Here is a 22,243-nt window from a genome sequence, read left to right on the forward strand (position 1 = left end):
ACCGGTTCCGGTTCACGCCCGAGTCCGTCGCGCACCAGGCGGCGGGGGATCAGCGGCGACCCGGCGACCACCTGACGAAAGGACCGAGGCGACATGAAGCCCAACATCCACCCGGAGTACGTGACCACCGAGGTCAAGTGCTCCTGCGGCAGCTCCTTCACGACCCGCAGCACCGCCAAGGGCGGTTCGATCAACGTCGAGACCTGCAGCGCCTGCCACCCGTTCTACACCGGCAAGCAGCGCGTCCTCGACACCGCCGGCCGGGTCGCCAAGTTCCAGCAGAAGTACGCCAAGGTTCAGGCGAAGAAGGCCAAGTAGCTCCACCGACGACGCCCGTGTCCGGCCCCGCGCCGGACACGGGCGTTCGTCCGTTCCGCCTACTTTTGCCCTTTCCTCGCCTGTCGCTGTCGTCCCCTCTTCCGCTGGAACCCCGTCGAAGGAGCACCCCGTATGAGCAGCGAGCGCCTGGCCGCCCTCCTCGACGAGTACGCCGAGCTGGAGAAGCGGCTGGCCGACCCGGCCATCCACGCCGACCAGAACACCGCCCGCCGGGTCGGTCGCCGCTATGCCGAGTTGGTCCCGCTGCACAAGGCCGCCGATGAGCTGGAGCAGGCGCGCGCCGACCTGATCGCGGCCCGGGAGCTGGCGGCCGAGGACCCGGCGTTCACCGAGGAGGCGGAGTCGATCGCGGCGAACCTGCCGGCGCTGGAGGAGCGGCTGGCCGAGCTGCTGATCCCCCGTGACCCGCACGACGCCAAGGACGTGATCATCGAGATCAAGGCCGGCGAGGGCGGCGAGGAGTCCGCGCTCTTCGCCGGGGACCTGCTGCGGATGTACACCCGGTACGCCGAGCGGCACGGCTGGCTGACCGAGGTGATCGACGCGCAGGACTCCGACCTCGGTGGGGTCAAGGACGTCTCGCTGGCGATCAAGACCAAGGGGGTTCCGGACGGCGGCAACGGCGTCTGGTCCCGGCTGAAGTGGGAGGGCGGCGTGCACCGGGTCCAGCGGGTTCCGGTCACCGAGTCGCAGGGCCGCATCCACACCAGTGCCGCCGGCGTGTTGGTGCTGCCCGAGGCCGAGGACGTCGACGTCACCATCGACCCGGGCGAGCTGCGGATCGACGTGTTCCGCTCGTCCGGGCCGGGCGGGCAGTCGGTGAACACCACCGACTCGGCGGTACGGATCACCCACCTGCCCACCGGCGTGGTGGTCTCCTGCCAGAACGAGAAGTCCCAGTTGCAGAACCGGGAGCAGGCGATGCGGATCCTGCGGGCCCGGTTGCTGGCGGTGGCCCAGGAGCAGGCCGATGCCGCCGCCTCGGACGCCCGTAAGGCGCAGGTGCGCACCGTGGACCGCTCGGAGCGGATCCGCACCTACAACTTTCCGCAGAACCGGATCACCGACCACCGGATCGGCTATACGGCGTACAACCTCGACCTGGCCCTCGCCGGGGAGCTGGACGGCGTTCTCGACGCCCTCACCGAGGCCGACCGCGCCGCCCGCCTCGCCGGCGGCACCGAACTGACCCGTCGCTGACCCGCTGCCGCCCACCGACCCGAACGGGTCAGGAGGCGCGGGTGCGGGTCTTGGCCCGCAGCATCTCCCGGTCGGCGATCTCGAACGCGGTGCCGAGGGCGTCGCGCAGCGCGGTGCCGGTGCCGCTGCCGCTGACCTCGGCGAAGCCGATGCTCACCCCGACCGGTGTGCCGGGCACCAGCGACTCCCAGTCCTCGGTACGCACGGCCGCGTCGATCCGGCGGGCCACCTCGGCCGCCTCGGTCATGCCGGCCCCGGAGAGCACCACCACGAACTCGTCGCCGCCGTAGCGGGCCACGAAGTCGCCACGCCGCATCACCCTGTTGATCACTCCGGCGATGCGTTGCAGCACCAGATCGCCGGAGTGGTGGCCGTGGTGGGTGTTGACCGCCTTGAAGCCGTCCAGGTCGCAGACGCCGATCACCACCCGCTCGCCCCGGGACACCACCGAGGCGATGTACCGCTCCAGTCGACGCCGGTTGGGCAGCCCGGTCAGCGGGTCGGTCAACGCCTCGCCCTCGTAGCGGGCCGCCTCCCGGCGCATCTCCTCGTGGTCGATCCGGGCCGCGATGCCGTCGATGTAGACGTCCCGCAACCGGTCGTTGCGCTGCGCGGCGAGCCGGAACGCCATCCGGTCGGCGCGGTGTGCGGCGGCGTGGTCACCGGCCCGGGAGAAGGCGATGCTGCGCAGCCGGGAGGGCTCCGCCGCGCCGAGCGTCTCGGCCGACACCCGGGCCGAGTCCAGCCGGGTGATCGCCTCGATCGGGCGTCCGTCGGCCACCGCCAGGCAGACGTGGCCGAGCTGGCGCATGTCCCGGGCGCGGGCGCTGTCGCCACCGTGGTCGAGCAGCCGGGCCGGTTCCGGGCCGACGGGGGTCGGGTCGCCGAGCGCCGCCCGGCGGACCGCCGCGTAGCCGTACGCGGCGAGGCTGCTCGGCCGGAGCCGGTCGGCCCGCCCGTCGGAGACGAAGCGTGCCAGGTCGGCCGCGATGTCGCGGAGCACCCGCAGGCAGCCGTCGCTGTCCCCGTTGTGGTCCAGCGCGACGGCGTTGCGCAGCCGGATGCCCGGGGCGGCGAAGGTCTCCTCGGGAATGCCGGCGGCGGCGCCGTGCTGGCGGGCCCGCTCGATGGCGCCCAGGGCGTAGCCGTGGAAACTGAGGTAGGAGTAGGCCATCGCCAGGTCGTGCCAGCCCCAGGCGGTGTCCCGGTCCCGGTCCTCCGCCGCGCCGAGCGCCCGCGCCGCCCGGACCAGGTGGGTGACGCAGCGGTCCAGCGCGCCCTGGTGGTGCGCGGCGAGCGCGGCCAGCGCGTTGAGGTGCCCGTGCAGGTAGGGCTCGGGGAGGTCCCGGACGGCGCCGGAGGCCTCCTCGATGGCCCGGGTGAACTCGGCCGTCCGGCCGAGATTGATCAGCGCGCAGAGCCGCTGCACCAGCGCGTCGGCCCGGGTGTACGGGTCGGCGGTGGTGCGCAGCACCCGGTCGAGGACGCCGACCGCCTCGGCCGAGCGGCTGGCCTCCTGGAGGTCCCGGGCATGGGTCAGGGCGTCAACCTGGTCATCGACCCGGTCGAGCCACCCCACCTGCGAACCTCCTGTCGGTGTGCGTCCGGACGCACCCGCTCGTGGCGCGGCCGATGACGCATCATGATTATGTCGTGACCTCACTTCCGTGCCACCCGTCCGAAGGGACAGAACGCGAGCGGCCCTCGCTCGTGGTGGCCCGCGCCGCCCGTGCCCTCGCCGCCGCCGGAGTGGCGTCGGCCCGGTCCGAGGCGGAGCAGCTCGCGGCGTACGTGCTGGACGTGCCCCGGGGTCGGCTCGCCCTGGCGGACGGCTTCACCCCCGCCCAGCGGGCCCGGTACGACACGCTGGTGGCCCGGCGGGTCGACCGCGAGCCGTTGCAGCACCTGACCGGCCGGGCCGGTTTCCGGCACCTGGAGTTGGCGGTCGGGCCGGGGGTCTTCGTGCCCCGCCCGGAGACGGAGCTGCTGGCCGGCTGGGGGATCGACCGGGCGCTGACCCGGCCCCACCCGGTGGTGGTCGACCTGTGCAGCGGCTCGGGTGCGATCGCGCTGGCGGTGGCCCAGGAGGTGCCGGCGGCCCGGGTGGTGGCCGTGGAGCGGTCCCCCGCCGCGTTGGACTGGCTGCGCCGCAACGCCGCCGAGCGGGCCGCCGCCGGGGATCGGCCGGTCGAGGTGGTGGTCGCCGACGTCACCGACCCGGGCCTGCTCGCCGACCTGGTCGGCGCGGTGGACGTGCTGCTGTGCAACCCGCCGTACGTGCCGCGTGCGGTGGCGGTTCCGCCGGAGGTGGCCGGGTACGACCCGGACGAGGCGGTCTTCGGTGGGGCGGACGGGTTGGCCGTGGTCCGGCCGGTGCTGCACCGGGCGGCCGAGCTGCTGCGACCCGGCGGTGACCTGGGCGTCGAGCACGACGACACGCACGGCGTGGCGGTGCCGGCGCTGCTCGCCGCGGACGGCCGGTACGCGACGGTGCAGGCGCACCGGGACCTCGCCGGCCGGTCCCGTTTCGCCACCGCGTCCCGCCGGTCGGACGGCCCGCAGGCAGTTCGGACGTCGGCGTGGCAGACTGGCTCCTCGTGATGCTCTACGACTGTCGGTCGCCTGCCGACCGGGACCGCGGCATCGCCGCTGCCATCGAGGCGGTCAAGAACGGCGAACTGGTCGTCCTGCCGACCGACACGGTCTACGGGATCGGCGCGGACGCGTTCACCCCGTACGCGGTGAAGGCCCTCTCCGATGCCAGGGGCGGCAGCCAGCAGGCGCCTCCGGTGCTGATCGGCTCCCGACACACCCTCGACGGCCTGGTCCTCTCGCTGCCCAAAGCGGCCCGTGACCTGGTGGAGGCGTTCTGGCCGGGGGCCCTGACCATCGTGGTGGAGCACTCGCCGAGCCTCGCCTGGGACCTGGGCGACGCCAGCGGGACGGTGGCGGTGCGGATGCCGCTGCATCCGGTGGCGTTGGAGGTGCTGCGGGAGACCGGCCCGATGGCGGTGGCCTCGGCCAACAAGGTGGGCCAGCCGGCCGCGCTGACCGCGGAGGCGGCCCGTGACCAGCTCAGTTACTCGGTGCGCGTCTACCTGGAGGCCGGCGCCTGCCCCGACCCGGTGCCGAGCACCATCGTCGACCTGACCGGTGAGGTGCCCCGGCTGCTCCGGGCCGGCGCGATCGACCTGGACCGGCTCCGTGAGGTCGCGCCGGACATCCTCGACGAGCGGGGCGCCTGAGTGCCGCCGTTCACCGTCCTGCACGTCTGCATGGGCAACATCTGCCGGTCCCCGATGGCCGAGCGGCTGCTGGTGCTCGCCGTCCGGGAACGGCTGGGGCGGCTCGGTGTCGACCCGGGCAGCTCGGACGAACTGCTGCACAGCCACAGCGCTGGCACCGGCGGCTGGCACGCAGGGGAGGAGATGAACCCACCGGCCGCCCGGCAGGTGGTGGGCCGGGGCGGTGACGTCGAGGGCTTCGCCGCGCGCAAGCTCCGTTCCGACCTGATCGACGCCGCCGACCTCGTCCTCACCGCCACCGCCGACCAGCAGGAGTACGTGGTGGCGTTGCGTCCGGACGCGGCCGGGCGCACCTTCGTGCTGGGTGAGTTCGGCCGGCTGCTCGGCGCGGTGGACGCCGCTGCCCTGCCGCCGGCCCAGGCCACCCCGGACGCCGTGTACGCCCGGGGGGTCGCCCTGGTGGCGGCGGCCGACGCGGCTCGGCAGGGTGCGGCTCCGCTGCACTCCGACGACCTGGACGATCCGTGGGGCCGAGGTGACCAGTGCTTCAGCCGGGTGGCCGACGAGATCGAGGAGACGGTGCACCCGCTGACCTCGGCGCTGCTGCCCTGAGCGTGCTGCTGCCCTGACCTCGTCCGGGTGACCGGGGCGGCGTGTCCCACCCCGCGCGCCGTGTCTGTCTCGCGAACCTTATCCGGTTTCGGGGAAAGATGAGAGTTCGGGCGGTTTTGCGGGTCATGCTGAACGGGTCCTGACGACTCCTGCGGGGAGTACTGATGATCCGGGCCCACCTCGACAAGGTGTTCACCGTGTTGATCGCCGGCGTGCTCGCCGGTCTGGTGCTGGCAGCGGCGGTCCTGCCGCTGGCTCTCGTGTTCGGCATCGGCTTCGGCGGGCTCGCGTCCTCCTACGCCGAACTGCCCAACACCCTGCGTGCCCCACCCACCGCCCAACGCTCCAACCTGTACGCCGACGACGGCGTCACCCTGATCACCTCGTTCTACACCGAGGACCGGGTGGACGTGCCGCTGGCCAAGGTGGCCCCGGTGATGCGGCAGGCCATGGTGGCGGCCGAGGACGCCCGGTTCTACCAGCACCGGGGCGTCGACCTGCGGGGCGTGGTGCGGGCGTTCACCGTCAACCAGCGCGACGGCCGGACCCGGCAGGGCGCCTCCACGCTGACCATGCAGTACGTCCGCAACGTGCTCAGCAACGACCCCCGGCTGACCAAGGAGCAGCGGAAGAAGGCCACCGAGATCAGCACCGCCCGCAAGCTCCAGGAGATGCGGTACGCCCTGGCGTTGGAGCGGGAGCTGACCAAGGACGAGATCCTCACCCGCTATCTCAACATCGCGTACTTCGGTGCCGGGGCGTACGGCATCGCCGCCGCGGCCAAGCGCTACTTTTCCACCACCCCGTCCAGGCTGACCCTGGACCAGGCGGCGCTGCTGGCCGGGTTGGTCCGCTCCCCGGACACCGACGACCCGATCAACGGCGACGCCGACGCGGCGCTGGCCCGCCGGTCGTACGTGCTGGACCGGATGGTGGCGCTGGCCCAGGTCCCGGCGGCCGACGCGGCGCAGGCCCGGGACGCCCCGCTGGCGTTGCGCCCCAGCCGGACGCCGAACGACTGCACGGCCGTGCCCGAGGACCGCAACGACTGGGGCTTCTTCTGCGACTGGTTCACCCAGTGGTGGAGCGCCCAGCCCGCCTTCGGCGCGACCACCGCCGAACGGCAGGACAACCTGCGCCGGGGCGGCTTCCGGATCGTCTCCTCGCTGGACCCGGCGGTGCAACGGGCCGCCGTGCGCCAGGTGACCGACATCTACGACGTCGACGACCCCCAGGCGGCGCCCGTGGCGGTGGTCCAGCCGGGCACCGGTCGGGTGCTCGCCCTAGCGGTGAACCGCAACTACAGCGTGGCCCCCAACCCGGCCGGGCAGCAGAACCACCCGAACACGGTCAACCAGCTGATCGCCGGTGGCAACGGCATCGCGGGGTACCAGGCCGGCTCGACGTTCAAGCTGTTCACCCTGCTGGCCGCCCTGGAATCCGGGCTGCCACTGGAGACCGGCTTCGTCGCGCCGAGCCGGATCGTGACCCGCTTCCCGACCGACGACCCCGGGGCCGGCTGCGGCGGGCGGTGGTGCCCGGTCAACGCCACCCCCGAGTGGATGGACGGCTACCGCACCATGTGGACCGCCTTCGGCCGCTCGGTGAACACCTATTTCGCCTGGCTCACCGAGAATGTCGGCGCGGACCGGGTGGTGGAGATGGCCGAGCGGCTGGGCATCCAGTTCCGTGCCCCCGACGACGCCGAACTGGCCCGCTACGGGGCCCGGGACTGGGGGGCGTTCACCCTCGGGGTCTCCTCCACCACCCCGCTCGACCTGGCCAACGCGTACGCCACGGTGGCCGCCGAGGGGACCTGGTGCGCGCCGCTGCCGGTCGTGTCGATCACCGACAGCGCCGGACGGGAGGTGTCCGCGGGCCGGCCGGACTGTCGGCAGGTGATCGACACCGAGGTGGCCCGCGCCGCCGCCGACGCGGCCCGCTGCCCGGTCGGCGACCAGTCGATGTACCGCCGCTGCGACGGCGGCACGGCGGAGAAGCTCCGCCCGTTGCTGGGTCGTCCGGTGGCCGGCAAGACCGGCAGCTCCGAGCGGAACGAGACCGAGTCGGTGGTGGCCTTCACCCCGCAGCTCGCGGTCGCTCAGATCGCCGCCAACCCCGATGACCCCCGCGACGCCGTCGGCGCCGCCGTCCAGTCCCGCATGGTCGACGCGGTGGGCCGCATCCTCGCCACCGCCCTGTCCGACACCCCCGCCCGGGACTTCGTCCCCCCCGCCGAATCCATCACCTACCGCCCCGCCCCCACCCCCCGCACCGGCAACTAACCCACCCCACCCACCCCCACCCCCACCCCCGCCCACCCCCGCCCACCCCCACCCGCCCCCACCCGCCCACCCACCCCCACCCCACCCGCGTCGATCATGGAGTTGTGGTGCCCGGCTCGATCGGCTTCCACCCGGTTCGTCCCCACCACAACTCCATGATCGACGGCGGGAGTGGGCGGGAGCGGCGGGAGCGGGGGGAGTGGGGGGAGTGGGGGGAGTGGGGGGAGTGGGGGCGGGAATGGGGTGGGGTGGGGTTGGTTGTGGCGGTTTCGGTAGGCGGAGCGGACCTCATCGGGAGGGAGGAGTAGGTCTACTTTCGGGTTAGGGGGTGGAGTGGGTTTGGCGGGTTATGTTGCGGGCCATGCCGCCGAAGACGGCGGCGTGGAAGGGGGCCACCGAGAGCCAGTAGAGGTGGCCGGGGAGGCCGCGGGGGAGGAAGACGGCCCGTTGGATGTAGCGGCTGCCGCTGTCGCCGAGCGGTTCGGCGCGCATCTCCAGCCAGGCGCGGCCGGGTAGGCGCATCTCGGCGCGCAGTCGTAGCAACTCGCCGGGGATGATCTCCTCGACCCGCCAGAAGTCCAGCGCCTCACCGACCCGGAGGTGGTGCGGGTCGCGTCGGCCCCGGCGTAGCCCCACCCCGCCGACCAGCCGGTCCAGCCAGCCCCGTACCGACCAGGCGAGCGGGAACGAGTACCAGCCGTGCTCGCCGCCGACGCCCTCGATGAGCCGCCAGAGCGCGGCCGGTGGGGCGTCGACTTCGCGTTCCCGTACGTCGGTGTAGACCGTGCCACCGGACCAGTCCGGGTCCGACGGCAGGGGTTCGGCCGGCGCGTCCGGGCCGCTCGCGTTCGACCAGCGGGTCTCCACCTGGGCGTCCCGCACCTTGGTCAGGGCCAGCGCGACGGCGTCGTCGAAGCCGGTCAGCCCGCCGGGCGGGTCGGGCAGCCACCGCGCGATGTCGTGCTCGTGCGCCACCGCCTCGTGGACCAGGCTCTCGACCAGCGGCCGGGCGATGGCGTTCGGCACCGGGGTGATCAGCCCCACCCAGTGCGAGGAGAGTGACGGGGTCAGCGGGCGGACCGGCACGATGATCCGGCGGCGCAACCCGGCGACCTGCGCATAGCGCTGCATCATCTCCCGGAAGGTGAGCACGTCCGGGCCACCGATGTCGAAGGCCCGGTCCACCTCGGGCGGCAGGGTGGCGCAACCGACCAGGTAGCGCAGCACGTCCCGGACGGCGATCGGCTGGATCCGGTTGCGTACCCAGCGGGGGGTGACCATGGCCGGCAGTCGTTCGGTGAGGTAGCGCAGCATCTCGAACGAGGCGGACCCGGACCCGATGATCACGGCGGCCCGGAGTACCACCGTGGGCACCTCGCCGGCCAGCAGGATCCGGGCGACCTCGGCCCGGGACCGCAGGTGCGGCGAGGGCACCTCGCCGTCCGCCGTCGGCTCCGGCCCGCCCAGGTAGGCGATCCGGCGTACGCCGGCCGCGGCGGCGGCCTCGGCGAAGTGGGTGGCGGCCTCCCGGTCGGCCGCCTCGAAGTCGGCCTGCCCGAGCGAGTGCACCAGGTAGTACGCGACGTCGACGCCCTCGAAGGCGGCCGGCAGCGTCTCCGGCTTCCGCAGGTCCCCCTCGGCCACCTCGGCCTGGGCCGCCCAGGGCACGTCGCGCAGCCGACCGGCCCGGCGGGCCAGGCAGCGCACCTGGTGCCCCTCGGCCAGCAGTCGGGGCGCGAGCCGCCCGCCGATGTATCCGGTGGCTCCGGTGACGAGGCATCTCACGGTCACCAGTGTGCGGCTCCGTAGACTCCTTCGCTGTGGAGAACGCGAAGCACACCTTCTGGGGGCCGGACTTCGAGCAGCTCAGCACCGTCGACCCGGAGATCGCCGGGGTGGTGCCCGGCTCCGGCCTCCGGGTCGGCGCCCCGAGCGTCACCACCCAGGGCATGCGGGAGCCGGAGCGGCGTCAGGTCGCCTCGCGGACCGCCCGCGCGGTGCGCACCGATCCGTCGACTCCCGGGGGCGTCGACTCGCTCGCCGGGGTCGTCGAGCTGGTCGCCGCCTTCCCGGCGTACCCCCGTGGCTGAGTCGGGGGTGCGCGCGCCGGTGGCGGCCGACGACGACCGGGGCTGGCGGTTGCGTCACCTGCCGGTGCTGCTGGCCGCCTCGGCGGTGCTGGGGGCGGTCGCGGCGCTGGTCGGCGGGATGACCGGCGGCGGGGTCGCGGCGGTCGGCGCGGCGGCCGGGGTGGCGGTGACCGTGCTGAGCTACACCCTGACCACGGTGGTGCTGGCCTGGGCCGACGCGATCAACCCGCAGCTGGTGCTCCCGCTCGGGTTGGGCCTGTACGCGGCCAAGTTCACCCTGCTGGGTGTCGTCATGGTGGCGGTGGCGTCGACCGGCTGGGACGGGCTGGTTCCGCTCTGTGTCGGCATTGCCGCCGGCGTGGCGGTCTGGACCGGGGTGCACATCTGGTGGCTGACCAGGGTGTATTCCCATCGATCGGTGGACTGACCGTCCCAACTGGTGGACGCGAGCGCGACTGTCCGCGATCGGTCATTCTCTCACTGGCCGAAGGGGAGTACCGTGCCCCCAGACGACGGAGCCCGCCAGATGCCCACACAACGACGGTTGTGCGGGGGGTGAGGCACAGCCTCGTCTCCCCGGCTGATATCGTTCGCCCCGTCATGGCTGGTGACCAAACCCCCCAACCCACCGGCGGTCCGGACGACGTTCCGACCGGCGCCGGTCAGGGCTGGACCGCGCTCTCGTACCTCATCGGGGGCATGCTCGTCTGGGGTTTCATCGGCTGGCTGGTCGACCAGTGGCTCGACTCCGGCGGCATCGCCACCGGGATCGGTGTCGTGCTCGGCATGGCCGGGGGAATCATCCTGGTCGTCCGCCGGCTCGGCACGCCTACTTAGGAAGGGACGCGGTGTTCGGACAGGCGAACGTCCTGGCAGCGGGCCAGGCGGCATTCCCACCCAGCGTGGAGGACTTCTACCTGCCCAGCATCCTGCCCTGGGGTGCGCACGACTCGTACTGGTTCACCAAGGTCACGGCGATGGTCTGGATCGCGGTCGGCATCCTGATCATCTTTTTCCTGGCGACCTACCGGAAGCCGCAGCTGGTGCCGACGAAGAAGCAGTGGCTGGCCGAGTCGATCTACGGCTTCGTGCGGAACAACATCGCGATCGACATGATCGGGCACCGGGGGGTGCGGTTCGCGCCGTACTTCACCACGCTGTTCTGCTTCATCCTGCTGACCAACCTCTTCGCGATCGTGCCGTTCTTCCAGATCTCCCCGAACTCGCACATCGCCTTCCCGGCCTTCCTCGCCGTGATCAGCTACGTGATGTTCAACTGGGTGGGCATCCGGCACCACGGCGCCGTCAAATACTTCAAGCACGCGCTGATGCCGCCGGCACCCTGGTACATCCTGCCGCTGCTGGTCCCGATCGAGCTCTTCTCGACCTTCATCATCCGGCCGTTCTCGCTGGCCGTGCGTCTCTTCGCCAACATGTTCGCCGGCCACATGCTCCTGTTGGTCTTCACGCTCGGCGGCTTCGCGATGATCAGCGCCAACGCCTGGCTCGCGCCGGTCTCGGTGCTGTCCTGGGTGATGACCATCGCGCTCACCTTCCTCGAGTTCCTGGTGATCTGCCTGCAGGCGTACGTCTTCACGGTCCTCACCGCCAGCTACGTGCAGGGCGCGCTCGCCGACGAGCACTGATCCACCCGGGCAGCGCTCGCCAGCGGGCACTGACCACTTGCGTACCAACAGTTGTCGTACCGCGTGACCGTCACGCGTGATAACCAGGAGGAACCCACTAATGGACATCTACGCCGCGGTAGAGGGCAGCACCGCCGCCATCGGCTACGGTCTCGCGGCCATCGGCCCGGGTATCGGTGTCGGCCTGGTCTTCGCCGCCTACATCCAGTCGACCGCCCGGCAGCCGGAGTCGTCCCGGATGACCCTGCCGTACGTCTGGATCGGCTTCGCCGTCATCGAGGCGCTCGCCCTGCTCGGCATCGCCTTCGGCTTCATCTGGTCCGGCGCCTGATCCCCCCTCTGACCGGGAGGTCTCTCATGTTCCTTCTCGCCGCAGAGGGTGGTGAGTCGACGCACAACCCGATCTTCCCGATCTGGCAGGAGATCGTGGTCGGTGGCGTCGCCTTCATCGTGCTCTGCATCGTGCTGATGAAGTTCGTCTTCCCTCGCATGGAGCAGACGTTCCAGGCCCGGGTCGACGCGATCGAGGGTGGCATCAAGCGCGCCGAGGCCGCCCAGGCCGAGGCCAACCAGCTCCTCGAGCAGTACCGCGCGCAGCTCGCCGAGGCGCGTACCGACGCCGCCAAGATCCGGGACGACGCCCGAGCCGACGCGGAGGGGATCCGTCAGGACATCCTCGGCAAGGCGCGGGAGGAGTCCGACCGGATCATCGCGGCCGGCAAGGAGCAACTCGCCGCCGAGCGGGCCACCATCGTGCGCGAGCTGCGCACCGAGGTCGGCACCATCGCGGTCGACCTGGCCAGCAAGATCGTCGGCGAGTCGCTGGCCGACGAGGCACGGCGCAAGGGCACCGTCGACCGGTTCCTGAGCAACCTCGAGAGCACGGGGGCCCGCTGATGCAGGCCGCCAGCCGGGAGTCGTACAAGATCGCGGCCGAGCGCCTCGACGCGTACGTCCGCGGCGCGGAGCCGTCGGCGGTGGCCACCACCGCCGACGACATCCTCTCCGTCGCCGCCCTGCTGCGGGGCGAGCCGCGGCTGCGCCGGGCGCTGTCCGACCCGGCCCGCACCGGCGACGACCGGGGTGCGCTGCTCAACGGCATCCTGGCCGGCAAGATCGGCGCGGACGCGCTCGACCTGCTGACCGGCCTGGTCTCCGGCCGCTGGTCGGCGCCGTCGGAGCTGCTCGACGGCACCGAGCGGCTCGGCGTGGAGGCGTTGCTGGCCAGCGCCGACTCCGCCGGCGACCTCGGTGAGGTCGAGGACGAGCTGTTCCGTTTCGGCCAGGTGGTCGGCGGTCAGTCCGCGCTCTCCGCGGCGCTGGCCGACCCGATCGCCCCGGTCGGGCAGCGGGCCGCGCTGGCCCGGGAGCTGCTCGACGGCAAGGCCCGCCCGGTCACCGTCCGCCTCGTCGAGGTGGCCCTCGGCGGGTTCGGGGGACGCTCCTTCACCGGAGCGCTCACCCGGCTGGTCGAGCTGGCCGCCGATCGGCGGGACCGTCAGGTCGCCTACGTGACCGTGGCTGCCCCGTTGAGTGAGCAGGACGAACGCCGGCTCGGTGCCCGCCTCTCCGCGATGTACGGTCGAGAGGTTTCCGTCAAGCAGACGGTCGACCCGGAGGTGCTCGGTGGGGTGAGCGTGCGGGTCGGTTCCGACCTGTACGACGGCACCGTCCTGCGCCGCCTCAACGAGACCCGCAACGCGCTCGTGAAGCGCTGACCCGCGGCCTCGCCGCCCTTTGATCGACGCCATTCGGACCGGTCGGTACTAGGTATCCCGGGCCCCTGATACTTAAGGAAGCAGAGGATGGCCGAGCTGACCATCTCGACGGAGGAGATCCGCGGCGCCCTGGAGCGCTACGTCTCCTCCTACTCGACCGACGTCTCCCGCGAGGAGGTCGGCACCGTCGCCGACACCGGTGACGGCATCGCCCACGTCGAGGGCCTGCCCTCGACCATGACCAACGAGCTCCTGGAGTTCGAGGACGGCACGCTCGGCGTGGCGTTGAACCTCGACGTGCGGGAGATCGGCGTCGTCGTTCTCGGTGACTCCGCCAAGCTGGAGGAGGGGCAGCGCGTCAAGCGCACCGGCCGGGTGCTCTCCGTACCGGTCGGCGACGCCTTCCTCGGCCGCGTGGTCAACGCGCTCGGCCAGCCGATCGACGGCCTCGGCGACATCGCCGACGAGGGCTTCCGCGAGCTGGAGCTCCAGGCCCCGAACGTGATGTCCCGGCAGTCCGTCGACGAGCCGCTGCAGACCGGTATCAAGGCGATCGACGCGATGACCCCGATCGGTCGGGGCCAGCGGCAGCTGATCATCGGCGACCGGAAGACCGGCAAGACCACCGTCGCGCTGGACACCATCCTCAACCAGCGGGACAACTGGCGCTCCGGCGACCCGAAGAAGCAGGTCCGCTGCATCTACGTCGCCATCGGCCAGAAGGCCTCCACGATCGCCTCGATCAAGGGCATCCTGGAGGACGCGGGCGCGCTGGAGTACACCACCATCGTGGCCTCCCCGGCGTCCGACCCGGCCGGCTTCAAGTACCTCGCCCCGTACACCGGCTCGTCCATCGGGCAGCACTGGATGTACGGCGGCAAGCACGTCCTGATCGTCTTCGACGACCTGAGCAAGCAGGCCGAGGCGTACCGCGCCGTGTCGCTGCTGCTGCGTCGCCCGCCGGGCCGTGAGGCGTACCCGGGTGACGTCTTCTACCTGCACTCCCGCCTGCTGGAGCGCTGCGCGAAGCTCTCCGACGCGCTGGGTGGCGGCTCGATGACCGGCCTGCCGATCATCGAGACGAAGGCCAACGACATCTCGGCCTTCATCCCGACCAACGTCATCTCGATCACCGACGGCCAGATCTTCCTGGAGTCCGACCTGTTCAACCAGGGCGTCCGGCCGGCCATCAACGTCGGCACCTCGGTCTCCCGGGTCGGTGGCGCCGCGCAGATGAAGCCGATGAAGAAGGTCTCCGGCTCGCTGCGGCTCAACCTGGCCCAGTTCCGTGAGCTGGAGGCGTTCGCCGCCTTCGCCTCCGACCTGGACAAGGCGTCGCAGGCGCAGCTGAACCGGGGTTCCCGGCTGGTCGAGCTGCTCAAGCAGCCGAACTACTCGCCGTACCCGGTGCAGGAGCAGGTCGTCTCGGTCTGGGCCGGTGTCGAGGGCAAGCTGGACGACATCCCGGTCGGCGAGATCCGTCGCTTCGAGTCGGAGTTCCTCCAGTACCTGCGGCACAAGCACGAGGGTGTGCTGGCCACGATCGCGGGCGGCAAGTGGGGCGACGACATCGCGGCCTCGCTCGACTCGGCGATCGCCGAGTTCAAGCAGGTCTTCCTCGGCAAGGCCGACGAGCGTCGGGTCAACGACGCGCCCGCCAAGCCGCTGGAGGGCGAGGCGGACCGGGAGACGGTCACCCGTTACGCCGGCGGCGACGCCGAGAAGCAGTAGGGCTGACTCATGGCGGCCCAGGTACGCGTTCTTCGCCAGCGGATCCGTTCGGCGAAGGGGATGAAGAAGATCACCAAGGCGATGGAGCTCGTGGCGACGAGCCGCATCGCCAAGGCCCAGGCCCGGGTGACGGCGTCCCTGCCGTACGCCCAGGCGATCACCGGCGTGCTCACGGCGCTGGCCTCGAACGCCCGGATCGACCACCCGCTGCTCACCCCGCGCGAGCAGGTGCGGCGGGCGGGCGTCCTGCTGGTCACCTCGGACCGGGGCCTGGCCGGTGGGTACAGCTCCAACGCGATCAGGACCGCCGAGTCGCTGATCGCCCGGCTCACCGCCGACGGCAAGGAGCCGGTGCTCTACGTCATCGGGCGCAAGGGCCTGACGTTCTACCGGTTCCGTAACCGGGAGATCGCGGCGAACTGGACCGGCTTCTCGGAGCAGCCCACCTTCGCCGACGCCCGTGCGGTGGGTGAGACGCTGATCTCGGCGTTCACGGCCGGCGCGGACGACACCGACGGCGACGCCGGGCCGGACGGCGTGCTCGGCATCGACGAACTGCACATCGTCTACACCGAGTTCCACAGCCTGATGACCCAGAACCCGGTCACGAAGGTCATCGGTCCGATGCAGGTCGAGGACCGGCCGCGCTCCGAGGGGCTGCTGCCGGCGTACGAGTTCGAGCCGGAGGCGGAGTCGCTGCTCGACGCGCTGTTGCCGAGGTACATCAACACGCGGATCTACGCGGCGTTGCTGGAGTCGGCGGCGAGTGAGTCGGCGGCCCGTCGGCGGGCGATGAAGAGCGCCACCGACAACGCCGAGGACATGATCGAGAAGTACACGCGTGAGATGAACTCGGCCCGCCAGGCCGGGATCACCCAGGAGATCAGTGAGATCGTCGGCGGCGCTAACGCGCTGGCCGCGTCGGGAAGTGAAGTGTGATGACTGTATCCGCAGTTGCTGGTGGACCAGCTGAGACCCAGACGGCCTCGGGTCGCGTGGTCCGGGTCATCGGCCCGGTCGTCGACGCCGAGTTCCCGCGTGACGCCATGCCGGCCCTGTTCAACGCCCTGCACGTCGAGGTGAACCTCTCCGGCGGTGAGAAGACGCTGACCCTGGAGGTCGCCCAGCACCTGGGTGACAACCTGATCCGCGCCATCTCGATGCAGCCGACCGACGGTCTGGTCCGGGGCGCCGAGGTGACCGACACCGGTTCCCCGATCACCGTCCCGGTGGGCGACGCGGTCAAGGGCCACGTCTTCAACGCCATCGGCGAGTGCCTCAACCTCACCGAGGGCGAGACGCTCGACGCGGACGACCGGTGGGGCATCCACCGCAAGGCCCCGGCCTTCGCGGACCTGGAGCCGAAGACCGAGATGCTGGAGACCGGCATCAAGGTCATCGACCTGCTCGCCCCGTACGTCAAGGGCGGCAAGATCGGCCTGTTCGGCGGCGCGGGCGTGGGCAAGACGGTGCTCATCCAGGAGATGATCACCCGAGTGGCCCGGAACTTCGGTGGTACGTCGGTCTTCGCCGGCGTGGGTGAGCGCACCCGTGAGGGCAACGACCTCATCGCCGAGATGACCGAGTCCGGCGTCATCGACAAGACCGCGCTGGTCTACGGCCAGATGGACGAGCCGCCGGGCACCCGGCTGCGGGTGGCGCTCTCCGCGCTGACCATGGCCGAGTACTTCCGCGACGTGAAGAAGCAGGAGGTGCTGCTCTTCATCGACAACATCTTCCGTTTCACCCAGGCCGGTTCCGAGGTCTCCACGCTGCTCGGCCGGATGCCGAGCGCCGTGGGTTACCAGCCGACCCTGGCCGACGAGATGGGCGAGCTCCAGGAGCGGATCACCTCCGTCCGGGGCCAGGCCATCACCTCGCTCCAGGCGATCTACGTGCCCGCCGACGACTACACCGACCCGGCGCCGGCCACCACCTTCGCCCACCTGGACGCGACCACCAACCTGGAGCGGTCGATCTCCGACAAGGGCATCTACCCGGCCGTGGACCCGCTGGCGTCCTCGTCCCGGATTCTCGCCCCGGAGTTCGTCGGCGAGGAGCACTTCACGGTGGCGACCGAGGTGAAGCGGATCCTGCAGCGCTACAAGGACCTGCAGGACATCATCGCGATCCTCGGTATCGAGGAGCTCTCCGAGGAGGACAAGCTCACCGTCGGCCGGGCCCGCCGGATCGAGCGGTTCCTCTCGCAGAACACCTACGCCGCCGAGCAGTTCACCGGCGTGCCGGGCTCGACCGTCGCGATCGCCGAGACCATCGAGGCGTTCAAGAAGATCAGCGAGGGCGAGTACGACCACTTCCCCGAGCAGGCCTTCTTCATGTGCGGTGGTCTGGAGGACCTGGAGCGCAAGGCGAAGGAGCTGATGTCGGAGGGCTGAGCCCCTCGACAGTCGTCCCACGAAGGCCACCCCGGCACCGCCGGGGTGGCCTTCGGCCGTTGCACGCCTGGTGGGGGCCGGTGCCCGGTTACCGGGCGAGCGATCGCCGGGCGGGCACGGTACCGTTTCGAGCGCGACGCTCCCGAACGAGCGCCGGTTCGACGCAACCTCTCGACGGTGTGCGCCCGTCTCCTCTTCATGGGCGTGACGAATCCTCGTGACGAATCCTCGTGGCGTGACGAATGGAGATGCTCGTGGCAAAGGCCGGCAAGGGCGGCGCCAAGTCGTCCATCTGGTCGGGGGTGCCGCGCTGGGCCCGGGCGTGCACCATCTTCGGGGTGGTGCTGCTGATGCTCAGCGGCGCGGTCCTGGTGGGCTACGAGACGCTGTTGTCCCGGTACGAGGGCTCGGTCGGCAAGGCCGACCTCTTCGGCGACAAGGCGGCCGGGGCGCAGGAGCGCAAGAGCAACGTCAAGGGTCCGCTCGACATCCTGCTGGTGGGGATCGACCCGCGGGACGCGAAGACCCCGCCGCTGGCCGACTCGATCATGGTGCTGCACGTGCCGGAGTCGCTGGACCGGGCGTACATCTTCTCCATCCCGCGTGACCTGTACGTCGACATCCCCAAGTTCGACAAGGCCGGCTACCGGGGCGGCTCCGGCAAGATCAACGGTGCCATGTCGCACGGCAGCATCGTCGAGGGCAAGAACCCCAGCGCCGCGCAGGGCTTCGAACTGCTCGCCAAGACCGTGCAGAAGGCGACCGGGATCGATCGGTTCGACGCCGGCGCGATCATCAACTTCACCGGCTTCCAGAAGATCGTCGACGCGATGGGCGGCGTCGACATGTACATCGAGCGGGAAGTGAAGTCCGAGCACCGCGAGCCGAACGGCAAGCACCGCAAGGGCAACCCGTACGGCGACGGCTACATCGGGCCGCAGGCGGTCTACAAGAAGGGCAACCAGCACCTCAGCGGCTGGCAGGCGCTGGACTACGTCCGGCAGCGCTACCCGAAGAACGGCGTCCCGGACGCCGACTACGGCCGGCAGCGGCACCAGCAGCAGTTCATCAAGGCGATGGTCAGCCAGGCGTTCAGCGCCGACGTGGTGACCAACCCGATCAAGCTGGACCGGGTGATCCGGGCCGCCGGCCAGTCGTTGACCTTCAACGGCCGGGGCAGCAGCGTGGTCGACTTCGCCATCGCGCTCAAGGGCATCCGCTCGGAGAACGTCGAGCTGATCAAGCTGCCGGGGGAGGGGATCGGCACCGGGTCCGGGTACCAGGGGGAGCGGTTCCTGCCCGTCGCCGACGACTTCTTCGACGCCCTCGAGAACGAGCAGTTGGACGCCTTCCTGCTCGAACATCCCGAGTTGCGCAACAAGACCAAGTGATCCCCGCCCGGTGCCGGGTCGGCGTGGGCCGACCCGGCACCGGGCGGGTCAGGATGCCGGACAGGGGGCGGACCGGCCCGCAACAGCGAGGTGCGGGCGGCCCGGCGGCGCACTACCCGGGGGCGACACGCCGGGTGGTGGTGCGGGTCTCGCCACCCGCGTTGGGGTAGCCACGGCGGTCGGACTAGACTTTCGGCAATCCGCCGCCGCAGCAAGGAGACAGCGTGGCACAGCAGCTTCACGTCGACCTCGTAGCCGTCGAGGAGAAGGTCTGGTCCGGCGAGGCCGAGATGGTCGTCGCCCGCACGACCGAGGGCGAGCTGGGTGTGCTGCCAGGGCACGCGCCGCTGCTCGGCCAGCTCGCCGAGCCCAGCCAGGTCCGGATCAAGCAGGCCGGCGGCCAGCAGGTCGCCTACGACATCACCGGCGGGTTCCTGTCGGTCGGCGCGGAGAGCGTGACAGTGCTCGCCGAGAGCGCCACCCCGGCCACTCCGGCCCGCTGAGCCCACCCGCCGATGGAGATCGTCGAAGGGATCGGAATCGGCATCGCGGTGATCCTGGCCGGAGTCCTGATCCTCTTCGTCCGGCGGGCCCTGGTCACCCGTAGCGGTGGCATCATCCGGCTGAGCGTTCGGGTCACCACCGTTCTGGACGGTCGGGGCTGGTCCCCCGGCTTCGCCCGGTTCGTCGGCGACCAGCTCCGGTGGTACCGGATGTTCAGCTTCGCCCTGCGGCCCAAGCGGGTGCTCTCCCGCAAGGAGCTGGTGGTCGAGCGACGGCGTCTCCCCGAGGGGCAGGAACGGCTCTCCATGCCCGCCGACTGGGTGATCCTCCGCTGTACGAGTCAACACGCGCCGGTCGAGATCGCCATGGCCCGATCCACGGTGACCGGTTTCTCCTCCTGGATCGAGGCCGCCCCGCCCGGGGCGGCCTCGCCACGTATGGCCCCCCAGGACTGGCCGGCAGTCTGACTCGGCCTGCGGTCAGCCGCTGGCCCGGACCGGGCGACGACAGTGGTAGACCAGGGCCGGCGGCAGGTTCCCCCAGACCGTACGGCCCACGGTGACCTCGTCGAACACCTGCCGCAACAGGCCGCGGAACCGCCGGGCCGGCGGTGCCCACAGCGCGTGCCGGTAGGCGAACGTGGTGAAGGCGCCCCCGTCGCCGAGCCCGGCCGCCACCGCGTCCAGCACGCTGCGCTGCCGGCTCTCCCGGAACGCCGCCCACGGCAGGCCGCTGACCACCACGTCGGCGGACGGATGCCGCCGTGCGGCAAGCAGGCCACCGAGCGCCGCCGCGTCGCCGAGCACCACCTCCACCGTCGGGTACCGCCGCGCCACCCGAGCCGCGAAGCGCGGGTTGACCTCCAACGCCAGGTGCCGGCCCCGACCGTCGAGCCGGCGCTGGATGGCCTGGGTGAACGCGCCCGTGCCCGGACCCAGCTCGACCACGACCGGATCACCCGTGCTGGGTACCGCCGCGGTGATGTCGGCAGCCAGCCCCGGTCCGCTGGGGGCCACCGCGCCGACGGTGAACGGATGCCGGGTGAACTGGCTGAGGAACGTCCACGAATCACTCATGCCGCCGAGGCTAGGAACGGTGGCCGGGGCACCGGATCGCCCCGCTGGCCGGTGGACCGGCCACCCGGAGGAGGTCGGGCGGCCGCTCGGAGGACCGCCGTCCGCCGGCCGTTCCGTAGGGTTGGCCGGGTGAGAGGTACGCGCGCCTGGTGGCCGGAGTTGCTGCTCGGGCTGCTCGCGGCCGGGCTGGGCCTGGCCAGTGGGCTGAACGGCGCGTCCCCGGAGGGCACCGACCGGGTCGTCAACGCGGCGCTCGCGGTGACCGCCGGGCTGGCCCTGGTGGGCGTACGTCGGTGGCCCGGCCCGGTGCTCGTGGTGGAGAGCGCGTTGATGGTGGCCGCGGTCCAGGTCGCGCCGTTCGGCACGGATACCCCGCTGCTGTGCGCCGCGGCGGCGCTGGGGTTCGTGGCGTACCGGGCGGACTGGCCCACCACCGGCGCGGCCTTCGCGCTGTTCCTCGCGGTCGCGATCTACACGGTTCTCGCCTCGCACCCGCCGACCGTGCTGACCGGTGGCGCGGGTCTGCTCCGGCTGACCATGCTGGTCGGTTCGTCGGCCGCGCCGGTCGCCTTCGGCCGTTACCTGCGGGGGCTGCGCAACGCCGCGCTGGTAGCCGAGGAACGGGCCCGGGAAGCCGAGTCGCGGCAGGAGATGCAGACCCGGGCCGCCCGGCTCGCCGAACGGGCCAGCATCGCCAGGGACCTGCACGACATCGTCGCGCACCACGTCGGGGCGATCGCCCTGCAGGCCGGGGCCGCCCAGTACGCCGCCCGGCGGACCGGACGGGTGGACGAGGCCGTGGCGACGCTCGGCGACCTGCGGACCACCGCCGGCCGGGTGCTGGACGAGCTGCGTGCGCTGCTGGAGGTGCTGCGCGACCCGGAGGCGATCGAGGGCGGTGCGCCGATGGTGGAGCCCGAACAGATCATCACCGAGGCGCAGCGACTGGTGCGGGCCGCCGGCCTGGCCGTGCAGGTCACCATGGACGAGCGGGCGGCCAGCACCCCGCTGGTGGTGCGCACCACCGCCGCCCGGGTGATCCAGGAGGGGCTGACCAACAGTCTCAAGCACGCCGGTCCGGGCGCGACGGCCACCGTGGTCGTCCGGTCGGAGCCGGTCGGGCTGCTGGTCGAGGTGCGCGACAGCGGCCCGGAACACCCCCGCGTCGGCCCGGTCCTGCCCTCGTCCGGGCACGGGCTGGCCGGGATGCGGGAGCGGGTGGGGCTGCTGGGCGGCACCCTGACCGCCGGGCCGACCCACAGCGGCGGGTGGCAGTTGCTGGCCCGGCTGCCGGTACGGGAGGCGTCGTGATCCGGGTGCTCGTCGTGGACGACCAGGCGCTGGTCCGGGCCGGAGTGGGGCTGTTGTTGCGGACGGCCGGCGGGTTCGAGATCGTCGGCGAGGCGGGGGACGGCCACGAGGCCGTCCGGCTCACCGAGCGGTTGCGTCCCGACATCGTCCTGATGGATCTGCGGATGCCCCGGATGGGCGGCATCGAGGCGACCCGCCGGATCCTCGCCCGGCAACCAGGGGTCCGGGTCGTGGTGCTGACCACCTTCGCCGACGACGCCGACGTCTACGGCGCGTTGGGCGCCGGGGCGATCGGCTACCTGGTGAAGGACGGCGTGCCCGAGGAGTTGATCGAGGCGGTGAGCCGGGCTTCCCGGGGCGAGGCGCTGGTGGCGCCGCCGGTGTTGGCCCGGATCGTCCGCCGGGCGATCACCGCCCACGACCGCGAGTCGCTGCCGGCGCCCAGCGCGCCGCAGCCGGAGCTGAGGCTGCTCAGCCCCCGGGAGCGGGAGGTGCTGGCGCTGGTCGGCACCGGCCTGTCCAACGCGGAGATCGGCACCCGGCTGCACCTGGGGATCACCACGGTGAAGACCCATGTCTCGGCGGCGATGGAGAAGCTGGAGCTGCGCAACCGGGTGCAGGCGGCGGTGGTGGCGCACCGGCTCGGACTGGTGGACGACGACTTCAACCCGGTGGCCGTTCCGGGGGCACCCTAGGGGA

The 22,243-nt window shown here is 71.8% G+C and carries 24 protein-coding genes; 21 read left to right on the top strand and 3 right to left on the bottom strand.

Annotation, left to right across the window (positions count from 1 at the left end; all coding sequences use genetic code 11):
* Positions 1-93: 93 nt before the first annotated feature.
* Positions 94-318, top strand: a complete 225-nt coding sequence (rpmE, locus tag ACIG87_RS12755; protein ID WP_396850657.1) for a 50S ribosomal protein L31 — start codon at positions 94-96, stop codon at positions 316-318.
* Between the two features lie 132 nt (positions 319-450).
* Positions 451-1,539, top strand: a complete 1,089-nt coding sequence (gene prfA / locus ACIG87_RS12760) for a peptide chain release factor 1 (RefSeq protein ID WP_396850658.1) — start codon at positions 451-453, stop codon at positions 1,537-1,539.
* A 28-nt stretch (positions 1,540-1,567) separates the two neighbouring features.
* Here the strand turns inward: prfA and ACIG87_RS12765 are convergent, their stop codons facing one another.
* Positions 1,568-3,118, bottom strand: a complete 1,551-nt coding sequence (locus tag ACIG87_RS12765) for a GGDEF domain-containing protein (RefSeq protein ID WP_396850659.1) — start codon at positions 3,116-3,118, stop codon at positions 1,568-1,570.
* 53 nt (positions 3,119-3,171) lie between these two features.
* On the opposite strand from ACIG87_RS12765, the gene prmC reads away from it, so the two are divergent.
* From prmC to ACIG87_RS12785, 4 genes are all read left to right on the top strand, one after another.
* Positions 3,172-4,140 (top strand): peptide chain release factor N(5)-glutamine methyltransferase, encoded by a 969-nt coding sequence (prmC, locus tag ACIG87_RS12770; RefSeq protein ID WP_396850660.1) that lies wholly within the window; start codon positions 3,172-3,174, stop codon positions 4,138-4,140.
* The gene (locus ACIG87_RS12775; RefSeq protein ID WP_396850828.1) at positions 4,140-4,784 is read left to right on the top strand and encodes an L-threonylcarbamoyladenylate synthase; all 645 of its coding nucleotides are present in this window, start codon (positions 4,140-4,142) and stop codon (positions 4,782-4,784) included. The genes prmC and ACIG87_RS12775 overlap by 1 nt, the downstream gene beginning before the upstream one ends.
* Entirely contained in the window at positions 4,785-5,396 is a 612-nt protein-coding gene (locus ACIG87_RS12780; RefSeq protein ID WP_396850661.1) for a phosphotyrosine protein phosphatase, read from the top strand. It begins immediately after the preceding gene.
* A gap of 164 nt (positions 5,397-5,560) precedes the next feature.
* Positions 5,561-7,681 (top strand): transglycosylase domain-containing protein, encoded by a 2,121-nt coding sequence (locus tag ACIG87_RS12785; protein ID WP_396850662.1) that lies wholly within the window; start codon positions 5,561-5,563, stop codon positions 7,679-7,681.
* Positions 7,682-8,002: 321 nt separating this feature from the next.
* Here the strand turns inward: ACIG87_RS12785 and ACIG87_RS12790 are convergent, their stop codons facing one another.
* Complete coding sequence (locus tag ACIG87_RS12790) at positions 8,003-9,466, bottom strand: SDR family oxidoreductase (RefSeq protein WP_396850663.1); 1,464 nt, start codon at positions 9,464-9,466, stop codon at positions 8,003-8,005.
* A gap of 35 nt (positions 9,467-9,501) precedes the next feature.
* On the opposite strand from ACIG87_RS12790, the gene ACIG87_RS12795 reads away from it, so the two are divergent.
* The 13 genes from ACIG87_RS12795 to ACIG87_RS12855 all read left to right on the top strand — a co-directional run bounded on the left by ACIG87_RS12795 (position 9,502) and on the right by ACIG87_RS12855 (position 19,624).
* Positions 9,502-9,771: a hypothetical protein gene (locus ACIG87_RS12795; RefSeq protein ID WP_396850664.1), complete on the top strand. Its 270-nt coding sequence runs from the start codon at positions 9,502-9,504 to the stop codon at positions 9,769-9,771.
* Entirely contained in the window at positions 9,764-10,198 is a 435-nt protein-coding gene (locus ACIG87_RS12800) for a hypothetical protein (protein WP_396850665.1), read from the top strand. The genes ACIG87_RS12795 and ACIG87_RS12800 overlap by 8 nt, the downstream gene beginning before the upstream one ends.
* A 173-nt stretch (positions 10,199-10,371) precedes the next feature.
* Positions 10,372-10,608: an AtpZ/AtpI family protein gene (locus ACIG87_RS12805; protein ID WP_208568404.1), complete on the top strand. Its 237-nt coding sequence runs from the start codon at positions 10,372-10,374 to the stop codon at positions 10,606-10,608.
* A gap of 11 nt (positions 10,609-10,619) precedes the next feature.
* On the top strand, positions 10,620-11,417 hold the full coding sequence (atpB, locus tag ACIG87_RS12810) for a F0F1 ATP synthase subunit A (protein ID WP_396850666.1): 798 nt from the start codon (positions 10,620-10,622) through the stop codon (positions 11,415-11,417).
* Between the two features lie 100 nt (positions 11,418-11,517).
* Complete coding sequence (locus ACIG87_RS12815; protein ID WP_120730471.1) at positions 11,518-11,748, top strand: ATP synthase F0 subunit C; 231 nt, start codon at positions 11,518-11,520, stop codon at positions 11,746-11,748.
* 26 nt (positions 11,749-11,774) lie between these two features.
* Positions 11,775-12,314: a F0F1 ATP synthase subunit B gene (locus ACIG87_RS12820; protein WP_328343454.1), complete on the top strand. Its 540-nt coding sequence runs from the start codon at positions 11,775-11,777 to the stop codon at positions 12,312-12,314.
* Positions 12,314-13,135, top strand: coding sequence for a F0F1 ATP synthase subunit delta (locus tag ACIG87_RS12825; protein ID WP_396850667.1), 822 nt, complete (start codon positions 12,314-12,316; stop codon positions 13,133-13,135). The genes ACIG87_RS12820 and ACIG87_RS12825 overlap by 1 nt, the downstream gene beginning before the upstream one ends.
* An 87-nt stretch (positions 13,136-13,222) precedes the next feature.
* Complete coding sequence (gene atpA, locus ACIG87_RS12830) at positions 13,223-14,866, top strand: F0F1 ATP synthase subunit alpha (protein WP_396850668.1); 1,644 nt, start codon at positions 13,223-13,225, stop codon at positions 14,864-14,866.
* Between the two features lie 9 nt (positions 14,867-14,875).
* Positions 14,876-15,805 carry a F0F1 ATP synthase subunit gamma gene (locus tag ACIG87_RS12835; protein ID WP_396850669.1) on the top strand — a complete coding sequence of 310 codons (930 nt, stop codon included), beginning with the start codon at positions 14,876-14,878 and terminating at the stop codon, positions 15,803-15,805.
* Entirely contained in the window at positions 15,805-17,262 is a 1,458-nt protein-coding gene (gene atpD, locus ACIG87_RS12840; RefSeq protein ID WP_396850670.1) for a F0F1 ATP synthase subunit beta, read from the top strand. The genes ACIG87_RS12835 and atpD overlap by 1 nt, the downstream gene beginning before the upstream one ends.
* Positions 17,263-17,510: 248 nt before the next feature.
* Complete coding sequence (locus ACIG87_RS12845) at positions 17,511-18,653, top strand: LCP family protein (RefSeq protein ID WP_396850671.1); 1,143 nt, start codon at positions 17,511-17,513, stop codon at positions 18,651-18,653.
* Between the two features lie 224 nt (positions 18,654-18,877).
* Positions 18,878-19,156 (top strand): F0F1 ATP synthase subunit epsilon, encoded by a 279-nt coding sequence (locus tag ACIG87_RS12850; protein WP_067312863.1) that lies wholly within the window; start codon positions 18,878-18,880, stop codon positions 19,154-19,156.
* A 12-nt stretch (positions 19,157-19,168) separates the two neighbouring features.
* Positions 19,169-19,624, top strand: coding sequence for a DUF2550 domain-containing protein (locus tag ACIG87_RS12855; protein ID WP_396850672.1), 456 nt, complete (start codon positions 19,169-19,171; stop codon positions 19,622-19,624).
* Between the two features lie 12 nt (positions 19,625-19,636).
* On the opposite strand, the gene ACIG87_RS12860 is transcribed toward ACIG87_RS12855, so the two are convergent.
* Positions 19,637-20,233 carry a class I SAM-dependent methyltransferase gene (locus ACIG87_RS12860; RefSeq protein ID WP_396850673.1) on the bottom strand — a complete coding sequence of 199 codons (597 nt, stop codon included), beginning with the start codon at positions 20,231-20,233 and terminating at the stop codon, positions 19,637-19,639.
* 129 nt (positions 20,234-20,362) lie between these two features.
* Between ACIG87_RS12860 and ACIG87_RS12865 the strand changes: the two genes are divergently transcribed.
* Both ACIG87_RS12865 and ACIG87_RS12870 read left to right on the top strand, forming a co-directional pair.
* Positions 20,363-21,544: a sensor histidine kinase gene (locus tag ACIG87_RS12865; RefSeq protein ID WP_396850674.1), complete on the top strand. Its 1,182-nt coding sequence runs from the start codon at positions 20,363-20,365 to the stop codon at positions 21,542-21,544.
* On the top strand, positions 21,541-22,239 hold the full coding sequence (locus tag ACIG87_RS12870) for a response regulator (protein WP_396850675.1): 699 nt from the start codon (positions 21,541-21,543) through the stop codon (positions 22,237-22,239). Before ACIG87_RS12865 ends, ACIG87_RS12870 begins: the two co-directional genes overlap by 4 nt.
* The last annotated feature ends 4 nt before the right edge of the window (positions 22,240-22,243 follow it).

Origin of the sequence: Micromonospora sp. NPDC051925 (assembly GCF_044548625.1) — a bacterium.
Classification (GTDB): domain Bacteria; phylum Actinomycetota; class Actinomycetes; order Mycobacteriales; family Micromonosporaceae; genus Micromonospora.